Here is an 18,646-nt window from a genome sequence, read left to right on the forward strand (position 1 = left end):
CGCGCACGGCTCTTCCCCGGCCCGTCGAAGGGGCCCGCCGGGAGTCCTCGGCGGGCCTGGGGCGGGCTCCCGGCTCACAGGTGCTGGGCGGCGGGTTCGGTGTTCTCGTCGTTCTCGCCGCTCTTCTTGTCCCGCAGCCGGTCCAGGCGGTTCATCACCGGCGAGGCCGAGATGCCGTGGATCGCCAGGGAGGCCAGCACGGTGAAGGCGACCACGGCCCAGAGCTCCTCGGCGGGCACGCCGAAGTCGGCCTGGCCGAGGGCGTAGGCGAGATAGAACAGCGAGCCGATGCCGCGGATGCCGAAGAACGCCGTCGCGACGCGCTCGCGCGGCCCCGCCCTGCCGCCCAGCCCGGCGAGCCAGCCGGTCAGCGGCCGGATGACCAGCAGCAGCGACAGGCCGACCGCGGCGCCCCGCCAGGTGAGCGCGGCCAGGCCGCCCACCGCGACGAAGCCGCCGAGCAGCAGGATCAGCCAGGCGGTGAACAGCCGCTCGACCTGCTCGATGAAGCCGTGCAGCACCCTGTTGTAGCCGTGGCTGTGCTCGGCCGCCCTGATGGTGCAGGCGGTCACGAACACCGCGATGAAGCCGTACCCGTGCACCAGCTCGGTGAGGCCGTAGGCCAGGAACGTCGCGGCCAGCGCCACGAAGCCGTCGCGGTGCTCGGACAGGCGCAGGTCGGACTTCTGTGCGCGGAAAAACAGCCGCGCCAGCCCCTTGCCGATCAGCAGCCCGCACACCACGCCCGCGGCGCACCGGTAGAGCAGGTCCACCAGCGTCCACTCGGCGATCCAGCCGACGCCCCCGCTGACGGCCAGCGCGATCGCGGCGTACACCAGGGGGAAGGCGAGGCCGTCGTTGAGACCGGCCTCCGAGGTGAGGGTGAAGCGGACCTCGTCGTCGGCCTTCTCCGAGTCGACGGGCTCGCCGACCTGCACGTCGGAGGCGAGCACCGGGTCGGTCGGCGCGAGCACCGCGCCCAGCAGCAGCGCCGCGGCCAGCGGCCAGCCGAGCAGGCCGTACGCGACGGCGGCCACCGCGAGGACGGTCAGCGGGAGCGTCCATCCCAGCAGGCGCCAGGTCGAGGACCAGGTGCGCCGTCCGAAGGGCCGGTTGATGGCCAGTCCGGCGCCCATGAGCGAGATCAGCACGCAGATCTCGGTGGCGTGCTCGACCAGCGACCGGTGGGCCACCGGATCGGGATCCGGCAGCTCCAAGGGCAGCATGTAGGGGAGCGTGTAGAGGAGGAGACCGCCCAGCAGGCAGGCCAGCGGGAGCGAGAAGGGACGCCGGTCGAGGAGCCGGGGCAGCGTGGCCGCGAGCAGCGCGGCGACGCCCGCCACGGCAAAGATCAGATCAGGATTGCCCATTGTCCGCGTGATATGCCCTTGACCACGCGGACAAACCTCGCAGACGACACGAGATCACACCGTGACAACCCGGGTCAGGCGTCGAGCTTCTCCATGACCTCGTCGGAGACGTCGAAGTTGGCCCAGACGTTCTGCACGTCGTCGCTGTCCTCCAGGGCGTCGATCAGCCTGAAGACCTTGCGCGCGCCGTCCTCGTCGAGCGGGACGTTCATCGTCGGCATGAAGCTGGACTCGGCCGAGTCGTAGTCGATCCCGGCCTCCTGCAGGGCCTTGCGGACCGGGACGAGGTCGGTGGCCTCGGAGACGACCTCGAACTGGTCGCCCAGGTCGTTGACCTCCTCGGCGCCCGCGTCGAGGACCGCGGTCAGCACGTCGTCCTCGCCCAGCTCACCCTTGGGGACAAGCACGACGCCCTTGCGGTTGAACATGTAGGACACCGAGCCGGGGTCGGCCAGCGAGCCGCCGTTGCGGGTCAGCGCGACGCGGACCTCGGAGGCCGCGCGGTTGCGGTTGTCGGTGAGGCACTCGATCAGCACCGCGACGCCGCCGGGGGCGTAGCCCTCGTACATGATCGTCTGCCAGTCGGCGCCGCCGGCCTCCAGGCCGCCGCCGCGCTTGCGGGCGCGCTCGATGTTGTCGATCGGGACCGAGCTCTTGCGCGCCTTGGTGATGGCGTCGTACAGCGTCGGGTTGCCGTCCGGATCGGGGCCGCCCGTCCGGGCCGCGACCTCGATGTTCTTGATGAGCTTGGCGAACAGCTTGCCGCGCTTGGAGTCGAGCGCGGCCTTCTTGTGCTTCGTCGTCGCCCATTTGGAGTGGCCGGACATCGCCTAGAGCTCCCTCACCATCTCAGCGAAATATGAATGCACACCGACATCCCCGGTAAGTTCCGGGTGGAAGGACGTGGCGAGCAACGGTCCTTGACGGACCGCGACGATCCTATCCCCAGGTTCGGCCAGCGCCAGCACTTCGACCTCCGAACCCACGGATTCCACCCAGGGTGCGCGGATGAACACGGCCCGCATGTCGCCGCGGCCGGCGAAGTCGATGTCGGCCTCGAAGGAGTCGACCTGGCGCCCGAAGGCGTTGCGGCGCACGACCATGTCGATGCCGCCGATCGTCTGCTGGCCCTCGATCCCGCCCTCGATCCGGTCGGCCAGCATGATCATTCCGGCGCAGGAGCCGTAGGCGGGCATGCCCGCCTTGATCCGCATCCGGAGCGGTTCGAGCAGCTCGAAGGTGTCGGCGAGCTTCCACATCGTGGTGGACTCCCCGCCCGGGATGACGAGGCCGTCGACCGCCTCCAGCTCGCGGGGACGCCGTACGGTGACCGCTCTGGCGCCCACCGCCTCCAGGCAGCGCACGTGCTCGCGCACGTCTCCCTGCAGCGCGAAGACGCCGATCGTGGGGACGTTGGTCACCGATGGTCCTTCCGTGCGGGTGAATTGCCCCTTCAGCGTATGGCCACCGCTCGCGGGGCCCAAAATCCCGGCCGGACGCGCGACGGGCGCCCCGGCGAGGATCGGCCGGGGCGCCCGCGACGGCGGATGAGAGGTCAGGGACGCTTGGTCTCCAGGTCCACGGTCTCCTGGATCCAGTCGATGCCGGGGGTCCTGGCGGCCGAGGGGTCGACCGGGCGCAGGTAGGTCCGCTGCACGCCGGGGACCCGGTCCTCGACCACGAAGGTCGCCTTGGTGTGCGCCGCCGCGCCCGGCCGTGTCACCTGCGGCAGCACCTTGAAGTCGGCGGTGAGCAGGTCGCGCTCGATCCGGGTCATCACGTAGCCGCGCTGGTTGTTGTAGAACTTCAGGTGCGGGTTGATCGTCAGGTACGGGTGGGTCGCCGGGTCCGAGTCGAGGCCGTCGCCGCCCGTGGTGATGGACGAGGCGACCAGCTCGGAGCCGACCGTGCGGGTGGTGGGGTCGTCGTAGTCGAGCTTGAGGTCGCTCGCCCAGTGGGCGTGCACGTCGCCGGTGAGCACCACGGGGTTGCGCACCTCGGCGTCCACCCAGCCCTGGGTGATGCGCTGCCGCGAGGCGACGTAGCCGTCCCAGGCGTCCTGGCTGGTGATCTTCGCGGGCCCGGCGTTGTTGTCGCGCTGGGCGAAGAAGACCTGCTGGCCGATCACGTCCCAGCGCGCCTCGGAGTGCCGCATGCCCTCCAGCAGCCAGCGCTCCTGGGCGTCACCGGTGATCGAGCGGGCGGGGTCGACCGCCGCCGGGCAGTCGCTGTAGCCGTCGCCGCAGCCCTGGTCGCTGCGGTACTGGCGGGTGTCGAGCATGTGGAAGGTGGCCATCCTCCCCCACCGGACCCGCCGGTAGAGCTGCATGTCGACGCCCCGGGGGATGGAGGCGCGCCGCAGCGGCATGTTCTCGTAGTACGCCCGGAAGGCCGCCTCGCGCCGGGCGAGGAAGTTCGGCTGGGGCACCTCGGGCTTCTCGGGCACCTCGTCGGCCCAGTTGTTGTCCAGCTCGTGGTCGTCCCAGACGACCAGCCAGGGGGCGGCGGCGTGCGCGGCCTGCAGGTCGGGGTCGGTCTTGTACTGGGCGTGCCGCTGGCGGTAGTTCGCCAGGCTCTCGGTCTCGGGCCCCTCGTGGTGGCGGATGTTGCCGCCGGGGATGGTGTAGGTGTCGCGCCGGTACTCGTACTGGTAGTCGCCCAGGTGCAGGACCAGGTCGGGCCGCTCCTCGGCCAGGCGGCGGTAGGCGGTGAAGTAGCCGTGCTCGTACTGGGCGCAGGAGACGAAGGCCATCGCCAGGGCCGAGCCGTAGGAGAACACGTGCGGGGCCGTCCTGGCCCTGCCGATCGGCGAGAGGTACGGGCCGACCTTGAAGCGGTACCAGTAGTCCCTGTCGGAGGGCAGCCCGTTCAGCTCGACGTGGACGCTGTGGCCCCACTCGGGGGTGGCCACGGCCACGCCCCTGCGCAGCACGCGGCGGCCCCTCTCGTCGCCGTAGACGTGCCACTCGACGGGGAAGGGCCGGGCGGGCATGCCGCCCAGGCCGTCCTCGGCGAGCGGCTGGGGCGCCAGGCGGGTCCAGATCACGAAGCCGCCGGAGTCGGGGTCCCCGCAGGCGACGCCGAGCGTGAAGGGGTCCGAGCGCAGGCCCCGGGAGGCGAGGGACTCCAGAGACGCCGCGCTCTCCTGGGCGGGCTCGGGACCGGCGTGCGCGGCCGCGGCGGGGATGCCCGCCGCCGCGCCGGCCGCGATGCCGGTGACGAGGAAGGACCGGCGGGTGAACTTCGACAAGGGAAACCTCCCGGGTGATCGGGCACGAACGCCCGTCAGCCTCGCGGAGCACCATGACTGCGGAGTTAACTCCCCCTGTCAGAAAAAAGGCGATCTCCAGGACGGAGATCGCCTTCTGCCGGTTTCCCGGAGCTTCCCGGGGTTTCCGGGATTTCCGGGGTTTCCAGGGGCTCTCGGCGCCCCCGTCCGCTCTACCAGCCGCGCTCGGCCAGCCGGTGCGGGGCCGGGATGTCGTCGACGTTGATGCCGACCATGGCCTCACCCAGACCTCGGGAGACCTTCGCGATGACGTCGGGGTCATCGTAGAAGGTGGTGGCCTTGACGATCGCGGAGGCGCGCTCGGCCGGGTTGCCGGACTTGAAGATGCCCGAGCCCACGAACACGCCCTCGGCGCCGAGCTGCATCATCATCGCCGCGTCGGCCGGGGTGGCGATGCCGCCGGCGGTGAACAGCACGACGGGCAGCTTGCCGGTCCTGGCGACCTCGGCGACCAGCTCGTACGGCGCCTGGAGCTCCTTGGCCGCGACGTAGAGCTCGTCCTCGGGCAGCGAGCCCAGGCGCTTGATCTCGCCCCTGATCTTGCGCATGTGGGTGGTGGCGTTGGAGACGTCGCCGGTGCCGGCCTCGCCCTTGGAGCGGATCATCGCCGCGCCCTCGGTGAGGCGGCGCAGCGCCTCGCCCAGGTTGGTCGCGCCGCAGACGAAGGGCACCGTGAACTTCCACTTGTCGATGTGGTTGGCGTAGTCGGCCGGGGTGAGCACCTCGGACTCGTCGATGTAGTCGACGCCGAGCGACTGGAGCACCTGGGCCTCGACGAAGTGGCCGATGCGGGCCTTGGCCATCACCGGGATCGAGACGGCGGCGATGATGCCGTCGATCATGTCGGGGTCGCTCATCCGGGAGACGCCGCCCTGGGCGCGGATGTCGGCGGGCACCCGCTCGAGGGCCATGACGGCGACGGCGCCGGCGTCTTCGGCGATCTTGGCCTGCTCGGCGTTGACGACGTCCATGATGACGCCGCCCTTGAGCATCTCTGCCATGCCGCGCTTGACCCGGGCGGTTCCGGTGACGGTCGTCTCGCTGACTTCGGGCGTGCTGCTGGACACGGTCTCTACCTCACGACGGCTGGCTGCGGATCATGGGCCGTCCAGGGGACGGCCACTACGCTTCCATCGTAGGCGCTGGCGGCCTGCCCCCTTACACGACGCCTTGTCGCTCTCGGGCGATCTTCTTGGACATCATGTAGCGCTCGCGCGTCAGGGAATGACGGGCTTGGCGGAGGCGAGCACGACCCAGACCTGCCCCGGCGCGAAGTTCATCGGCTCGCCCGCCTCGGTGGTGAAGACGGTGCCGTCCTTCTCCTTGGGACGCGACCAGCGGGCCTTGAAGGCCTGGCCGTCGCGGAGCACGATCGCCCTCCCCTTGCCGGTGCTGTGCACCAGCGGGGTGTAGCTCTGGTTCTTGTCGTGGAACTGCGAGCGCTCCGTCTTGGTGTACTGCACGACGATCGTGGGCGCGCCGAGCTGGCCGCCCTCGGCCGCCATGTCCTTCTTGCCGTCCTGCCAGATCAGCCACTTGCCCGCCGTCTCCGACCAGCCGAAGCTGAACCTCGCCGCCGGGTACTTCACGCTGTACATCTTGCGCGGCACGCCGCCCTCGGGCGCGTCGCCGAAGGTGAACCCGATGTCCTTGGCCTTGGTCGCCTTGGGCGCCCCGGCCAGCAGCCGCTTGGTGTTGGCGAACAGGTTGTAGGGGGCGAAACGGCCCGGCTGGCGGAAGTACGCGCCCGGCTGCCTGCTGTCGGAGACGTCGAAGAGCGGCGCCTCGGCGATGAAGGGGAGCATCTTGGTCTGCGCGCCCGAGTAGGCGAAGGCGGGCCTGCCGAACTGCGGGACGATGTGCAGGTCGGAGATGCGGGCGCTGCGGACCGGGCCGACCTTGGCCGGGATCTTCGAGGAGAAGATCGCCATCAGGCGGGTCAGGCCCGCCTCGACCTGCTCGACGTAGACGACGTCGGCGCTCTTCAGGCCCAGCTGGGGCTTGCCCGCCGAGGTGTTCTCGATCTTCACCGCGAGCACCGCCCTGCGGGCCGCGCCGGGCAGGCCGGTGAAGGGGTGGGTCGGCTCGGGCGTGGGGGTCGGGGCCGTGCTCGGCTCGCCGGCCGCGCCCGCGGGGTTGCCCGGCGCGGCCGGGTCGTCGGAGGAGCAGGCGGCGGGCGCCAGGATCGCGGCTCCCGCCAGCGTGACGGCGATCATCCGGGGCACCCGCACGGCTCATCTCCTCAAGTCGGCCACTCGGTCACTCGGCCACTCAGTCGTGAATCGCCAAGAGCTTACCGGTGTCCGACTTGTCAGATACTCCGCTTCATGTACGCCTTAATCATCCTTATTCGGCAGCCAGGGCCTTCGGAGGGGCGTCGTCGATCTCGAAGAAGGCCGGATACTCGGTGTGCCCGGCCAGCCGCAGCGTGCGGGCCAGCCAGCGGCGCTGCGCCGTCCGGGTGACGCCCACCGCGTTGTTGTAGAACCGGCGGGAGTACAGGACCTTGGCCACCGCCGCGTCCAGCTCCTCCAGCAGGTCGGACCCGGCCGGGGTGTCGGCCAGCCGGTCGCGGAAGCGCTCCTGGTCGACGACGGCGCGCAGGGCGCGCGACAGGTCGCTCTCGGCGTGCTCGCGCTCCTCGGGGCCCGCGGTACGGGCCTCGTGGGCGGCCGCGGCCAGCACCAGGCTCGTGGCCGGGTCCAGCAGCCGGGAGGCCGCCAGCTCCAGGCTGACGGCGGTGCGCCGCACCAGGGCGGCGTCCAGGGACTCGCGGGCCAGCTCCAGCCGGATGTGCATCCGGTCGAGCCGCCCGGCCCGCCAGGAGATGTAGACGGCGAGGAACACCACGACCGCGCCCACCACCAGGATCAGCGTGGTCGTCACAGCGCGCCGCCCCTCTCGGCGGTGTCCTTCCCGTCACCCGCGGCCCCGACGGCGGCCCCCGCCGCGCCCGGCACCGCGCTCACCACTGCGCCGGGCACCGCGCCCGGCACCGCGCTCACCACTGTGCCGGGCACTGCGCCCGGCACCGTGCCCGCCGCCGCGCCCGACATCGCGCCCGCCCCCGCCCCCGTGCCCGTCGCGTCCTCCTCGACCCCGGCCGTGCTCGCCACGGTCTCGTACACCCGCAGGACGTCGCGGGCGACCGTCGACCAGTCGTACTTGCGCACGGCCAGGCGGGCCTCCTCCGACAGCCTGGCCCGGCGCTCGGGGTCGTCGAGCAGCGCGGCGGCCTCGCGGGCGAGCGACGCGGCGTCGCCCGTCTCGAACAGCGCCCCCGCCCGGCCGTCGCCGAGCACCTTGCGGAAGGCCGGGATGTCGCTGGCCAGGACCGCCGCGCCGGCCGACATCGCCTCGGTCAGCACGATGCCGAAGCTCTCGCCGCCCAGGTTGGGCGCGCAGAAGACGTCGACCGTGTGGTAGGCCCGCACCTTGTCCTCCTCGCTGACCATGCCGAGCAGGCCGATCCGGTCGTGGAAGGCGGCCGGGACCCGTCCCAGCACCTCGTCGGCGTCACCGGGCCCGGCCAGGAGCAGGCGCAGCGCCGGCCGCTCGGCGGCCAGCAGGGCGAACGCCTCCAGCAGCACCGGCAGGCCCTTGCGCGGCTCGTCCATCCGGCCCAGGAAGCCGATCACCTCGCCCTCGTCCCAGCCGGGCAGCGGCTCGCCCTCGGCGTAGCGGCTCACCGTCACCCCGTTGGGGATGAGCACGGCGTCGCCGCCCATGAACTCGACGAGGGTCTTCCTGGCGGCGTCGGACACCGCGATCCTGCCGCCGATCTTCTCCAGCGCGCTCATGATGACCGGCACCCCGACCGAGAAGGAGCGGGAGTTGGTGTACGAGGCGTGGAAGGTGGCCACGATCGGCCCCCTGGCCACCCAGCAGGCGAGCAGGCCGAGCGAGGGGATGGCCGGCTCGTGCACGTGCAGCACGTCGAAGCGGCCCTCACGCACCCAGCGGCGCACCCGGTTCGCCGACAGGAACCCGAACGACATCCTGGCCACCGACCCGTTGAACGGCACCGGGACGGCCCGGCCCGCCGAGGTCACGTACGGGGGCAGGTCGGCGTTCTCCGCGGCCGGGGAGATCACCGAGACGTGGTGGCCGTCGGCCATGAGGGCCTCGGCCAGGTCCTGGATGTGCACCTGGACGCCGCCCGGCACGTCCCATGTGTAGGGGCAGACGATGCCGATCCTCATGCCCCGGTCTCCCCGGTCTTCCCGGGCTCCCTGGGCTCCCTGGGCTCCCTGGGCTCCCTGGGCTCCAGGTCTTCGAGCCAGAGGCGCTGGAGCATGTGCCAGTCCTCGGGGTGCTCGGCGATGCCCTTCTCGAAGACGGTGGCGAGGCCCTGCATGACGACGGCCACCTTCTCCTTCCTGGTGCCCTCGGCCGGGACCGCGATCTCCTCGTGGAACTGCAGCCCCCAGCCGTTCTCCTCGAAGTAGGGGATGGCCGGGATGAGGGCGGCCCCGGTGTGCACGGCCAGCAGGCCGGGACCGGCGGGCATCCGGGTGGCCGCGCCGAAGAACTGCACCTCGACCCCGTTCGCGGTCAGGTCGCGCTCGGCCGGCAGGGCGACCGGCAGGCCCGCGCGCAGGCGCTGCGCCAGGGTTCCGAAGGTGTTGCCCTCACCGCCGGTGAGCGGCAGCACCTCCATGCCGAGCCCCTCGCGGAAGGCGGTGTAGCGGTGGAACAGCGACTCGGGCTTGAGCCGCTCGGCGACCGTGGTGAACGGGTGGCCCGTACCGGCGAACCAGGCGCCCGCCTGGTCCCAGTTGCCCATGTGCGGCAGGGCCAGGACCACGCCCCGCCCCCTGGCGAGGTTGTCGTAGACGGGCTCGGCCCCGACCACCCGCATGCGGGAGACGATCTCCTCGATGGGGATCGAGGGCAGCCGGAACACCTCGTGGAAGTAGCGGAAGTAGGAGCGCATGCCGTCGCGGCTGAGCGCCCGGATCGCCGGGTCGCCGGGCGAGGCGCCCTTGACCCTGGCGAGGTTGGACTCCAGCCTGAGCACCGACTTGCCCCGGCGCTTCCACAACCGGTCGGCGGCGGTGCGGAAGGCCCAGGCGGTGAGCCTCTCGGGCAGGCGGGGCACGACCGTCCAACCGGCGCCGAACGCCGCGGCGACGAGACGGTCCTGGGGGGAGGGCTTGTCGGTCATCGATCTTTCCGATCAGCGGAGGGTCCGTGGCGGGTGGGAGACGGCCTGCCGGCGCACGTGCAGCAGGCGCTGGCCGACCGTGACCGCGCTGGCGGCGGCGAGCAGCCAGAGCCCCGCGGCCAGGATGTAGGGCACGCCCAGGCCGCCGAGACCGGCGGAGACCAGGCCGACGACCAGGCGTTCCGGCCTCTCGGCGAGGCCGACGTCGCACGTCATGCCCAGCGCCTCGGCCCTGGCCTTGACGTACGAGACCACCGCCCCCGCGACGAGGCAGAACAGCGCGACCCCCGCCAGCACCCGCTGCTCGCTCACGACGAACCAGAACACCAGCCCGGAGAAGATGCCCGCGTCGCCGACCCGGTCGAGGGTGGAGTCGAGGAAGGCGCCCCAGGTGCTGCCCGGGCCCGTCATCCTGGCCATGACCCCGTCGAGGAGGTCGGCCAGCACGAAGAAGGTGATCACCACCGTGCCAACAAACAGCTGGCCTCGCGGGTAGAAGAACAGGGCCGCGGCGACGGTGCCGAGCGTGCCGGCGGCGGTAACCGTGTTGGGACTGATCCCGCGGCGGGTCAGCGCCCTGCCCAGCGGGGTCAGGAGCCTGGTGACGGCGGGACGCAGAAGTTTCAGCATGGCGCTCCGATCGTAGGCCACCGGGCCTGCGAGCGCGCATCGGCGACGGGAGCGGCGAGCCGCGGGGAACGGCGCTCACGAGACGGCATGAGGGCGGCACGGGGGCGGCACGGGGGCGGCACAGGACCGCCGGAACGGTCCGGGTTCTTAGCGATCAGGACTGCCTCTCGCAAGAGGATGGCCACATCCCTCTTGTGATATTCGCCACATGGGTATTTGGTGAACAGACCGAGTCCGCGCGGTGAGCGGGCTCGGCAGCGGACCCCGGGGGTACGGCCCCACCAGGCCGCGCCCCTTCGGCAACGACGCGGGAGGCGATGTGGCGGAAAGAGCAACCGGCGGAGCAGCGGGAGCCGCGGGGAGGGCACCCGCGGCCGACCGGCCCGGCATGATCAGAAACGTCGTGCTGGTCGGCCATTCCGGTGCCGGCAAGACAACACTCGTGGAGGCGTTGCTGGCCGCGACGCGGACCGTCCAGCGGTCCGGCAGGGTCGAGGACGGCACGACCGTCAGTGACTTCGACGAGGTCGAGGTGCGCCAGCAACGCTCGGTGAACCTGACCGTGGCCCCCGTGGTCCACAACGACATCAAGATCAACCTGCTGGACACCCCCGGCTACGCCGACTTCGTCGGCGACCTGCGCGCCGGGCTGCGCGCGGCCGACGCGGCGCTGTTCGTCGTCTCCGCCGTCGACGGCGTGGACGGCCTGACCAGGATGCTCTGGGACGAGTGCGCCGCGGTCGACATGCCCCGCGCGGTCGTGATCACCAAGATCGACCACCAGCGGGCGGACTTCGAGAACGCCCTCGCCGCCTGCCAGGACGCCTTCGGCGACGGCGTCTCGCCGCTGTACCTGCCGGTGGTGACCAACGGCAAGGTGAACGGCCTGATCGGCCTGCTGAGCCAGAGGTTCTACAACTACGCGACCGCGACCCGGACGGAGAACTCCCCCGGCCCCGCCTACGCCGACCAGATCGAGGTCTACCGGGGCGCCCTGATCGAGGGCGTCATCCAGGAGAGCGAGGACGAGTCCTTGATGGACCGTTACCTCTCCGGCGAGGAGATCGACACCAAGGCCCTGATCGAGGACCTGGAGAAGGCCGTCGCGCGCGGCGGCTTCTACCCGGTGCTGGCCACGGGGACCGGCGTGGGCGCGCTGGAGGTCCTGGAGCTCATCACCCAGGGCTTCCCCTCCCCGCCCGAGCACCCCCTGCCGGAGATCATGTCGATCGACGGCCGGCCCGTCTCCGGCATCACCTGCGATCCCGACGGGCCCCTGGTCGCCGAGGTCGTCAAGACCACCAGCGACCCGTACGTGGGCAGGATCAGCCTGGTGCGGGTCTTCTCCGGCACGCTGCGCCCGGACATGACGGTGCACGTCTCGGGGCACGGACTGTCCGACCGCGGGCACGAGGACCACGACGTGGACGAGCGCATCGGCGCGCTCTCCTCGCCGCTGGGCAAGCACCAGCGGACGACCGCCAAGTGCGTGGCCGGGGACATCGCGGCGGTGGCCAAGCTGGCGCGCGCGGAGACCGGCGACACCCTGTCGGACCGGGAGAACCCGCTGCTGATGACGGCCTGGTCCATGCCGGAGCCGCTGCTGCCCGTGGCGATCCAGCCCCGCTCCAAGGCCGACGACGACAAGCTGGGCCAGGCGCTGCAGCGGCTGGTCGCCGAGGACCCGACGCTCCGGCTGGAGAACAACCCCGAGACCCGCCAGCTCGTGCTGTGGTGCATGGGCGAGGCCCACACCGACGTGCTGCTCGACCGGCTGAGCAGGCGGCACGGCGTGGAGGTGGAGAAGACCGAGCTGCGGGTGCCGCTGCGGGAGACCTTCGGCGGCAGCTGCCAGGCCCTGGGCCGCAACGTCAAGCAGACCGGCGGCCACGGCCAGTTCGCCGTCTGCCACCTGGAGGTCGAGCCCCTGCCCTCCGGCGGCGGCTTCGAGTTCGTGGACAAGATCGTCGGCGGCGTGGTGCCGCGCCAGTTCATCCCCTCGGTGGAGAAGGGCGTGCGCACCCAGATGCAGCGCGGGGTGCTCGCCGGCTACCCCATGGTGGACGTGCGGGTGACCCTGTACGACGGCAAGGCCCACTCGGTCGACTCCTCCGACATGGCGTTCCAGATCGCCGGGGCGCTCGCGCTGAAGGAGGCCGCGGCCAAGGTGCCCACGCTGCTGCTCGAACCGGTCGACGAGGTGTCCATCCTGGTCGCCGACGACCACGTCGGCGCGGTGATGTCCGATCTGTCCTCGCGCAGGGGCCGGGTGCTCGGCACCGAGCCGGTGGGGGTGGGACGTACCCTCGTCAAGGCCGAGGTGCCCGAGCTGGAGATCACGCGATACTCGATCGATCTGAGATCCATGTCACACGGGACGGGGACGTTCCGGCGGGTCTTCCTTCGCTACGAGCCGCTGCCCTCGCATCTGATGGACAAAGTCACCGCCTGACAGGCGGTGGGACGCGCGCCGGACGGAGCCCCGCCCCCCGGGGAGCGCGCACCGTCCGGCGCACGTCCCCCAGCATGCACACATGTAACAGAGTCATCACGAAAGGATTTCGTTTTTTCGTTCAAAGCACACCGGCGCTGGTGCCACACTGGGGAACCATGCGACACGGACGCCCTCTTCTGGCCGCTGCCGCCCTCGCCGTCCTGACCACGGGGGCCGCCTACACCTTCGGCCCCGACGCCGCGCCCGCCCGGCCGAAGGCCGGCAAGAGCCCGGCCGTCTCCACGGAGACGGTCGGCGCGACGACCCCGGCGGCGGCGCGGTGCGACGTCGACGCGAAATACCCCAAGCGGCAGCTGCGCGGGGTGTGGATCGCCACGGTCAAGAACATCGACTGGCCCTCGCGGACCGGCCTGTCCCCGGCCCGCCAGCAGGCCGAGTACGTCAAGATCCTCGACAACGCGGTCAAGCGGCGGTTCAACGCGGTGTTCGTCCAGGTCCGCCCCGCCTCCGACGCGCTGTACAAGTCGGCTCTGGAGCCCTGGTCGCAGTATCTGACCGGCACCGCGGGCAAGGACCCCGGCTGGGACCCGCTGCCCTTCCTCGTCGCCGAGGCCCACCGGCGCGGCCTGGAGTTCCACGCGTGGTTCAACCCCTACCGCGCCTCCGCCGACGGCGACCTGTCCAAGCTGCCCGCCGGGCACCCCGCCCGGCTGCACCCCGAGTGGATCGTGAAATACGGGGATCTGGCCTACTACAACCCCGGCCTGCCCGCGGTCCGCGACTACGTCACCAAGGTCGTCAAGGACGTGGTGACCCGCTACGACGTCGACGGGGTCCACTTCGACGACTACTTCTACCCCTATCCCGTCGCGGGCGCGAAGTTCGCCGACGGCGCCGCCTTCGCCAAGTACGGCAAGGGGGCCAAGCTCGCCGACTGGCGCCGCGCCAACGTCAACAAGCTGATCGCGCAGGTCGACAAGACCGTGCACGAGGTCAGGAACAGCGTGAAGTTCGGCGTCAGCCCGTTCGGGATCTGGCGCAACAAGTCCGACGACCCCAGCGGCTCGGCCACCGGCGGCATGTCCGCGTACGACGCCATCTACGCCGACGCCCGCCACTGGATCAAGAAGGGCACGGTCGACTACGTCATCCCCCAGCTGTACTGGCCGCGCGGGTTCAAGATCGCCGACTACGACGTGCTGATGCCCTGGTGGGCCAACGAGGTCAAGGGCACCGGGGTGCAGCTCTACATCGGCCAGGGCCTGTACCGCGTCGGCGCCACCGACACCGCCGCCTGGACCAGGCCCGGCGAGATGTCCTCCCACCTGACCCGCAACCGCAAGTACGGGCAGGTCTCCGGCGACGTCTACTTCAGCGCCAAGCAGCTCTCCACCAACCCGCTGGGCGCGCTCGACCGCGTCGTCAAGGACCACTACGGCCGCCCGGCGCTGCTGCCGCTGATGAAGGACCGCGGCGGCCAGGCCCCGGCCAGGCCCGCCGACGTGCGGCTGCAGGGCACCTCGCTCAGCTGGAAGAGCTCTCCGGACGCCCGCTCCTACGCGGTCTACCGGATCGCCTCGGGCAAGCCGGGAGAGTGCGCCACCGCCGACGCCCGCAACCTGGTCGCGATCGTGCCCGCGGCGGCCGGCGACCGCCAGGCCTTCACCGCGCAGGGCGGCGGCACCTACCTGGTCACCGCCCTCGACCGCCTGCAGAACGAGAGCGCGCCCTCCGGGACCTGAGCCGGCCCCCGAGCCGGGACCTGACCCGGGAAACCCGCCACGACGGTGATCCCGGCCGGTCCCCCGGCCCGGCTGGACCCGTGGCACGATCTTCCCCTACGGTGCCAGCACTTGGCAGGAGCTGAAGGGGAGGTCGTTCGTGAAGCGGACGCTTGTCGCGCTTGCGATGGTGCTGGGCCTGCTGTGGCCGGGGGCCGCGCACTCCGCCACGCAGGCCGACGGACGGGTGGCGCTGATCGGCGTCCCCGGCCTGCGATGGAGTGACCTCAGCCCCACCGGCACCCCGAACCTGTGGCAGCTGGCCGGGCGGAGCGCGGTCGGATCCCTGTCGGTCCGCGCGGTGGGCAGGGTGACCTGCCCCTACGACGGGTGGCTGACGGTGTCGGCCGGGGTGAGGTCCGCGGTCGGCTACGGCTGCGGGCTGCCCCCGCTGCCCGAGCCCGACCAGGCGGGCGCGGTCATCCCCGACTACGAGTACCTGCACCGGGTCGCCGGCCAGCGTAACGCGGGCGCCCTCGGCGAGGCCGTGAACGCCGCCGGCGAGTGCACGCTGGCGATCGGCCCCGGGGCCGCGCTGGCACTGGCCGACCGCTCGGGCAAGGTCGACGTCTACGCCCCCTCCCCCGCGCAGGTCCGCGCCGACGTGCTCACCAAGTGCCGGGTGATGGCCGTCGACGTCGACGACCTGATCCGGCCGTACGTGACCGGCGAGCGGCTGCCGCAGGAGGAGGACCGGCTCACCGCGCAGGAACGGGCCGCGGCGCTGCGCCTGGCCGACGCCAAGGCGGGGGCGATCCTGACCGTGCTGCCCAAGGACGTCAGCGTGCTGCTGGCGGGCCTGTCCGACCACGGCGGCAACCCGCACCTGCGGGTGGCCATGATGCGCGACGGGGACGTCTCCAACCGCTTCCTGGGGGCGGCCTCCACCCACCGCGACGACACCACGATCCTGCCGGACATCACCGCGACGATGCTCTCCCTGACCGGGCTCGCCACGCCGCCGGGCGTGATCGGGGTGCCCTGGCAGGCGAGCGAGAGGCGCACCGGCGGCACCGAGGCGGCGCGCTTCGAGCTGGACCGGGCCGACGTGGCCGGAGAGACGATCAGGAACGTGGGCGGGATCTTCTTCACCGCGGTCGCGGTGCTGCAGGTCGCCTTCTACCTGACCGCGTTCCTGCTGCTGCGCCGCAGGCGGGGGCTGACCGGCATCCGGGTGGCCGCGATCACGCTGGCCTCGGTGCCCGTGTCGACGTACCTGGTGAACCTCACCCCCTGGCACCACGCGGGAGCGCCGGTGCTCGCGCTGGTCGGCGGGATCGCCGGATGCGCGCTGCTGCTGGCCGCGGCGGCGCTGGCCGGGCCCTGGCGCCGGGCGCCGCTCGGGCCGCTGGCGGTGGTGGCCGGGGTGACGGCGGCGGTGCTGGCGGGCGACCTGCTGACCGGGACGACCCTGCAGCTCAACAGCGTGATGGGCTACAGCGCCGTGGTCGGGGCCCGCTACTACGGCCTGGGCAACATCCCGTTCGCTCTCTTCGCCACCTCGGTGCTGCTGCTGGCCGCCACGATCGCGCACCGGCTGACGCGCGGCGACCGCTTGGACGTCACCGACGCCGCCGACGCTGTCGCTCCCGGTGCGGCGACGGACCGGCCGGCGGGCGGGAGCCGGGCGAGCACGGTGGCGGCGGCCGTCGTGGCGGTGCTGGGCGGCTTCGCGATGATCCTGGGCGGCTGGCCGGGCGTGGGCAGCGACTTCGGCGGGGTGATCGCCTTCGTGCCGGGCATCGCGGTGACCGCGCTGCTGATCGCGGGCAGGCGGGTCTCGATCGTCAAGCTGGGCGCGTTCTGCGTGGCGGGCGGCGTCATCGTGATGTCCATCGCCTACCTCGACTACCTGCGCCCGCCGGGCTCGCAGACCCACCTGGGCCGCTTCGTCGGCCAGGTGTTCACCGGCGAGGCCCTGGAGGTGATCGGCCGCAAGCTCAGCGCGATGCTGGGCACCCTGCTCAGCCCCAACCTGATGCCGGTCGTGATCGCCGCGGTGGCGTTCCTCGTCTACGCGCTGCTGCGCCCCGAACAGGCGACCGCGGGAGTGCTGCCCGCCGCTTTCGCGCACTCCCCCGCGCTGAAGGCAGGCCTGATCGGCACCCTGGTCAGCGGGGTGGTCGGCATGCTGGTCAACGACTCGGGCGCCGCGGTGCTGTCCATGGCGCTGGCGCTCGCCGTGCCGCTGACGCTGTCGGCGGGCATCAGGGCCCTGGGCGGCGGCGCCTCGCGCTCCTCGGGCTACGAGGAACCGGGCCAGGACCCGGCGAGCAGCTCCCTGGTGTCGCGCAACAGCTGAGGGAGCACCTTGGTCTGGCCGACGACGGGCATGAAGTTGGTGTCGCCGCCCCACCGGGGCACCACGTGCTGGTGCAGGTGGGCGGCGATCCCGGCGCCCGCCACGCCGCCCAGGTTCATGCCCACGTTGAAGCCCTGCGCGCCGCTGGCCTTGCGCAGGGCGACCAGCGCCCGCCGGGTGAAGTCGGCGAGCTCGAAGGTCTCGGCCTCGTCCAGGTCCGTGTAGTCCGGCACGTGCCGGTAGGGGCAGACCATCAGGTGGCCGGAGTTGTACGGGTAGAGGTTGAGCAGCGCGAAGACCGTCTCACCCCGGGCGACGATCAGGCCGTCCTCGTCGCTCATCCGGGGGATCTCGCAGAACGGGCAGCCGTCCTCGGGGCCGGAACCGGTGGGTTTGCTGGCTCCCTTGATGTAGGCCATCCGATGGGGGGTCCAGAGTCTCTGGAACGCGTCCGGCGTCCCCGCCCCGTACTGCGCCTCCGGCTCGTCGCTCATGGTCGCCAGCATATTGCCACGCCGATCCCCGCGTTCTTGCGCCTCCCTCGCTCCCCCCTCCCCGACGCCTCGTGCCCCCGTCCGGCGTTCCCCCAGAGCCCGGCAGCCTGGATCACCCGGAGGGGCCGGAGCGCCAGGAGCGCTTGGGGTGGTTGAAGTGACCGGAATCTGGTGCTGTGACGGGAGGGGCGGCGTATGTCACACGGTATTGACGGACGAATGCACCGGATTTCCGGCAGAATCCCCCCCAGCACGACCACCGACTGCCGAGGAGCACCCCATGACCGACGTCTCCGTCGAGGAGCCGACCGAGGAGACCGTGTCCCCTGGGTCCCCTGGGTCCCCCGGGTCCCTGACGTCTCCGACGCCTTCCGCGTCATCCACCTCTTCTTCCGTGTCCTCCACGTCCTCCACGTCCTCCACCTCCCCCGCGGAAACGGGCGGGAGGCCCAGCCGCCCGTTCTCCCTCAGCCTGTCCCTGTCCGCCGAAACGGAGCCTCCGGCGCCGCGCCCGTCGGTTCCGTCGCCCGGCGAGACGGCCTCCTCCCCCGGCGAGCCCTACCTGGCCGTGGTCGAGGCGCTCCCCGAGCCGTCCCCCGAGCCCGAGACGCCGGACGACGCGCCCCTCCCCTCCCCCGCCCGGCCGGTGCCGGCCGCGGCAGCCTCCCCGGTCGCCCCCGTGTCCCCGGTGCCTCCCGTCTCCGCGGTGTCCTCGGCCGTGGTGAAGGGCCGGATCAAGGTGGCCGACGAGGTGGTGGAGAAGGTCGCGGCCCTCGCCACGCTGGAGGTCGCGGGAGTCGCCGAGCTGGGAGGCGACGCCGCCCACGCGGTGGAGCCGATGCGCGAGCGCGCGGGCATCGCCAGGCGCGGCCCCCGGGGCGTCAACGCCCACGTGCAGGACCGTACGGCGGCCGTGGACGTGACGATCGTCGCGGAGTACGGACACGTGGTGATGGACGTGGCCAACGAGGTCAAGACCAACGTGGCCCGGACCATCAGCCGGATGCTGGGCATGCGGGTCGTGGAGGTCAACGTCGACGTGGAGGACGTCCGCATGCCGGGCGAGACCGGCTCCGAGGCTCCCGCCAGGACCGGAGACGACGCGTAGGACGACGCCGGGCCTCGGCTGAGGCCGGCCCAAGGACCTCAGGCACACGA

General features: G+C 71.9%; 14 protein-coding genes and 1 pseudogene. 4 read left to right on the plus strand and 11 right to left on the minus strand.

Annotation, left to right across the window (positions count from 1 at the left end; genetic code table 11):
- Positions 1–74: 74 nt before the first annotated feature.
- The 10 genes and pseudogenes from AC5L38_RS37720 to pgsA all read right to left on the minus strand — a co-directional run bounded on the left by AC5L38_RS37720 (position 75) and on the right by pgsA (position 10,456).
- Positions 75–1,370, minus strand: coding sequence for a cation:proton antiporter (locus tag AC5L38_RS37720; protein ID WP_495247596.1), 1,296 nt, complete (start codon positions 1,368–1,370; stop codon positions 75–77).
- Between the two features lie 74 nt (positions 1,371–1,444).
- A complete protein-coding gene (locus tag AC5L38_RS37725) occupies positions 1,445–2,197 on the minus strand; it encodes a YebC/PmpR family DNA-binding transcriptional regulator (RefSeq protein ID WP_362874724.1) in 753 nt (250 codons plus the stop codon).
- Between the two features lie 3 nt (positions 2,198–2,200).
- A complete protein-coding gene (gene pdxT, locus AC5L38_RS37730; RefSeq protein ID WP_495247597.1) occupies positions 2,201–2,791 on the minus strand; it encodes a pyridoxal 5'-phosphate synthase glutaminase subunit PdxT in 591 nt (196 codons plus the stop codon).
- Positions 2,792–2,925: 134 nt separating this feature from the next.
- The gene (locus tag AC5L38_RS37735; protein ID WP_495247598.1) at positions 2,926–4,620 is read right to left on the minus strand and encodes an alkaline phosphatase D family protein; all 1,695 of its coding nucleotides are present in this window, start codon (positions 4,618–4,620) and stop codon (positions 2,926–2,928) included.
- A 191-nt stretch (positions 4,621–4,811) separates the two neighbouring features.
- Positions 4,812–5,726 carry a pyridoxal 5'-phosphate synthase lyase subunit PdxS gene (gene pdxS / locus AC5L38_RS37740; RefSeq protein ID WP_495247599.1) on the minus strand — a complete coding sequence of 305 codons (915 nt, stop codon included), beginning with the start codon at positions 5,724–5,726 and terminating at the stop codon, positions 4,812–4,814.
- A 150-nt stretch (positions 5,727–5,876) separates the two neighbouring features.
- Positions 5,877–6,890: a DUF3048 domain-containing protein gene (locus AC5L38_RS37745; protein WP_495247600.1), complete on the minus strand. Its 1,014-nt coding sequence runs from the start codon at positions 6,888–6,890 to the stop codon at positions 5,877–5,879.
- Between the two features lie 115 nt (positions 6,891–7,005).
- Entirely contained in the window at positions 7,006–7,545 is a 540-nt protein-coding gene (locus tag AC5L38_RS37750; RefSeq protein WP_495247601.1) for a LemA family protein, read from the minus strand.
- A gap of 200 nt (positions 7,546–7,745) precedes the next feature.
- A pseudogene (locus AC5L38_RS37755) lies at positions 7,746–8,861 on the minus strand (glycosyltransferase family 4 protein); the annotation flags it as partial.
- Positions 8,858–9,826: a phosphatidylinositol mannoside acyltransferase gene (locus AC5L38_RS37760; protein ID WP_495247602.1), complete on the minus strand. Its 969-nt coding sequence runs from the start codon at positions 9,824–9,826 to the stop codon at positions 8,858–8,860. The gene AC5L38_RS37760 and the pseudogene AC5L38_RS37755, both read right to left, overlap by 4 nt.
- Positions 9,827–9,838: 12 nt before the next feature.
- Positions 9,839–10,456, minus strand: coding sequence for a phosphatidylinositol phosphate synthase (pgsA, locus tag AC5L38_RS37765; RefSeq protein WP_495247603.1), 618 nt, complete (start codon positions 10,454–10,456; stop codon positions 9,839–9,841).
- Between the two features lie 319 nt (positions 10,457–10,775).
- On the opposite strand from pgsA, the gene AC5L38_RS37770 reads away from it, so the two are divergent.
- From AC5L38_RS37770 to AC5L38_RS37780, 3 genes are all read left to right on the plus strand, one after another.
- Positions 10,776–12,908: an elongation factor G-like protein EF-G2 gene (locus AC5L38_RS37770; RefSeq protein WP_495247604.1), complete on the plus strand. Its 2,133-nt coding sequence runs from the start codon at positions 10,776–10,778 to the stop codon at positions 12,906–12,908.
- 158 nt (positions 12,909–13,066) lie between these two features.
- Positions 13,067–14,653 (plus strand): glycoside hydrolase family 10-like protein, encoded by a 1,587-nt coding sequence (locus tag AC5L38_RS37775; RefSeq protein WP_495247605.1) that lies wholly within the window; start codon positions 13,067–13,069, stop codon positions 14,651–14,653.
- A gap of 139 nt (positions 14,654–14,792) precedes the next feature.
- Positions 14,793–16,994, plus strand: a complete 2,202-nt coding sequence (locus AC5L38_RS37780; RefSeq protein WP_495247606.1) for a hypothetical protein — start codon at positions 14,793–14,795, stop codon at positions 16,992–16,994.
- On the opposite strand, the gene AC5L38_RS37785 is transcribed toward AC5L38_RS37780, so the two are convergent.
- Positions 16,937–17,488, minus strand: a complete 552-nt coding sequence (locus AC5L38_RS37785) for an HIT family protein (RefSeq protein ID WP_495247607.1) — start codon at positions 17,486–17,488, stop codon at positions 16,937–16,939. The genes AC5L38_RS37780 and AC5L38_RS37785 overlap by 58 nt on opposite strands.
- 394 nt (positions 17,489–17,882) lie before the next feature.
- Between AC5L38_RS37785 and AC5L38_RS37790 the strand changes: the two genes are divergently transcribed.
- Positions 17,883–18,596, plus strand: a complete 714-nt coding sequence (locus tag AC5L38_RS37790; protein ID WP_495247608.1) for an Asp23/Gls24 family envelope stress response protein — start codon at positions 17,883–17,885, stop codon at positions 18,594–18,596.
- Positions 18,597–18,646 lie beyond the last annotated feature (50 nt).

This window comes from Streptosporangium nanhuense (assembly GCF_059358815.1).

Bases quoted from the DNA above. Each gene is read 5' to 3' on its own strand.
- AC5L38_RS37775 (WP_495247605.1), top strand. From the start codon at position 13,067: ATGCGACACGGACGCCCTCTTCTGGCCGCTGCCGCCCTCGCCGTCCTG.
- AC5L38_RS37725 (WP_362874724.1), bottom strand. From the start codon at position 2,197: ATGTCCGGCCACTCCAAATGGGCGACGACGAAGCACAAGAAGGCCGCG.
- pgsA (WP_495247603.1), bottom strand. From the start codon at position 10,456: ATGCTGAAACTTCTGCGTCCCGCCGTCACCAGGCTCCTGACCCCGCTG.
- AC5L38_RS37760 (WP_495247602.1), bottom strand. From the start codon at position 9,826: ATGACCGACAAGCCCTCCCCCCAGGACCGTCTCGTCGCCGCGGCGTTC.
- AC5L38_RS37720 (WP_495247596.1), bottom strand. From the start codon at position 1,370: ATGGGCAATCCTGATCTGATCTTTGCCGTGGCGGGCGTCGCCGCGCTG.
- AC5L38_RS37785 (WP_495247607.1), bottom strand. From the start codon at position 17,488: ATGAGCGACGAGCCGGAGGCGCAGTACGGGGCGGGGACGCCGGACGCG.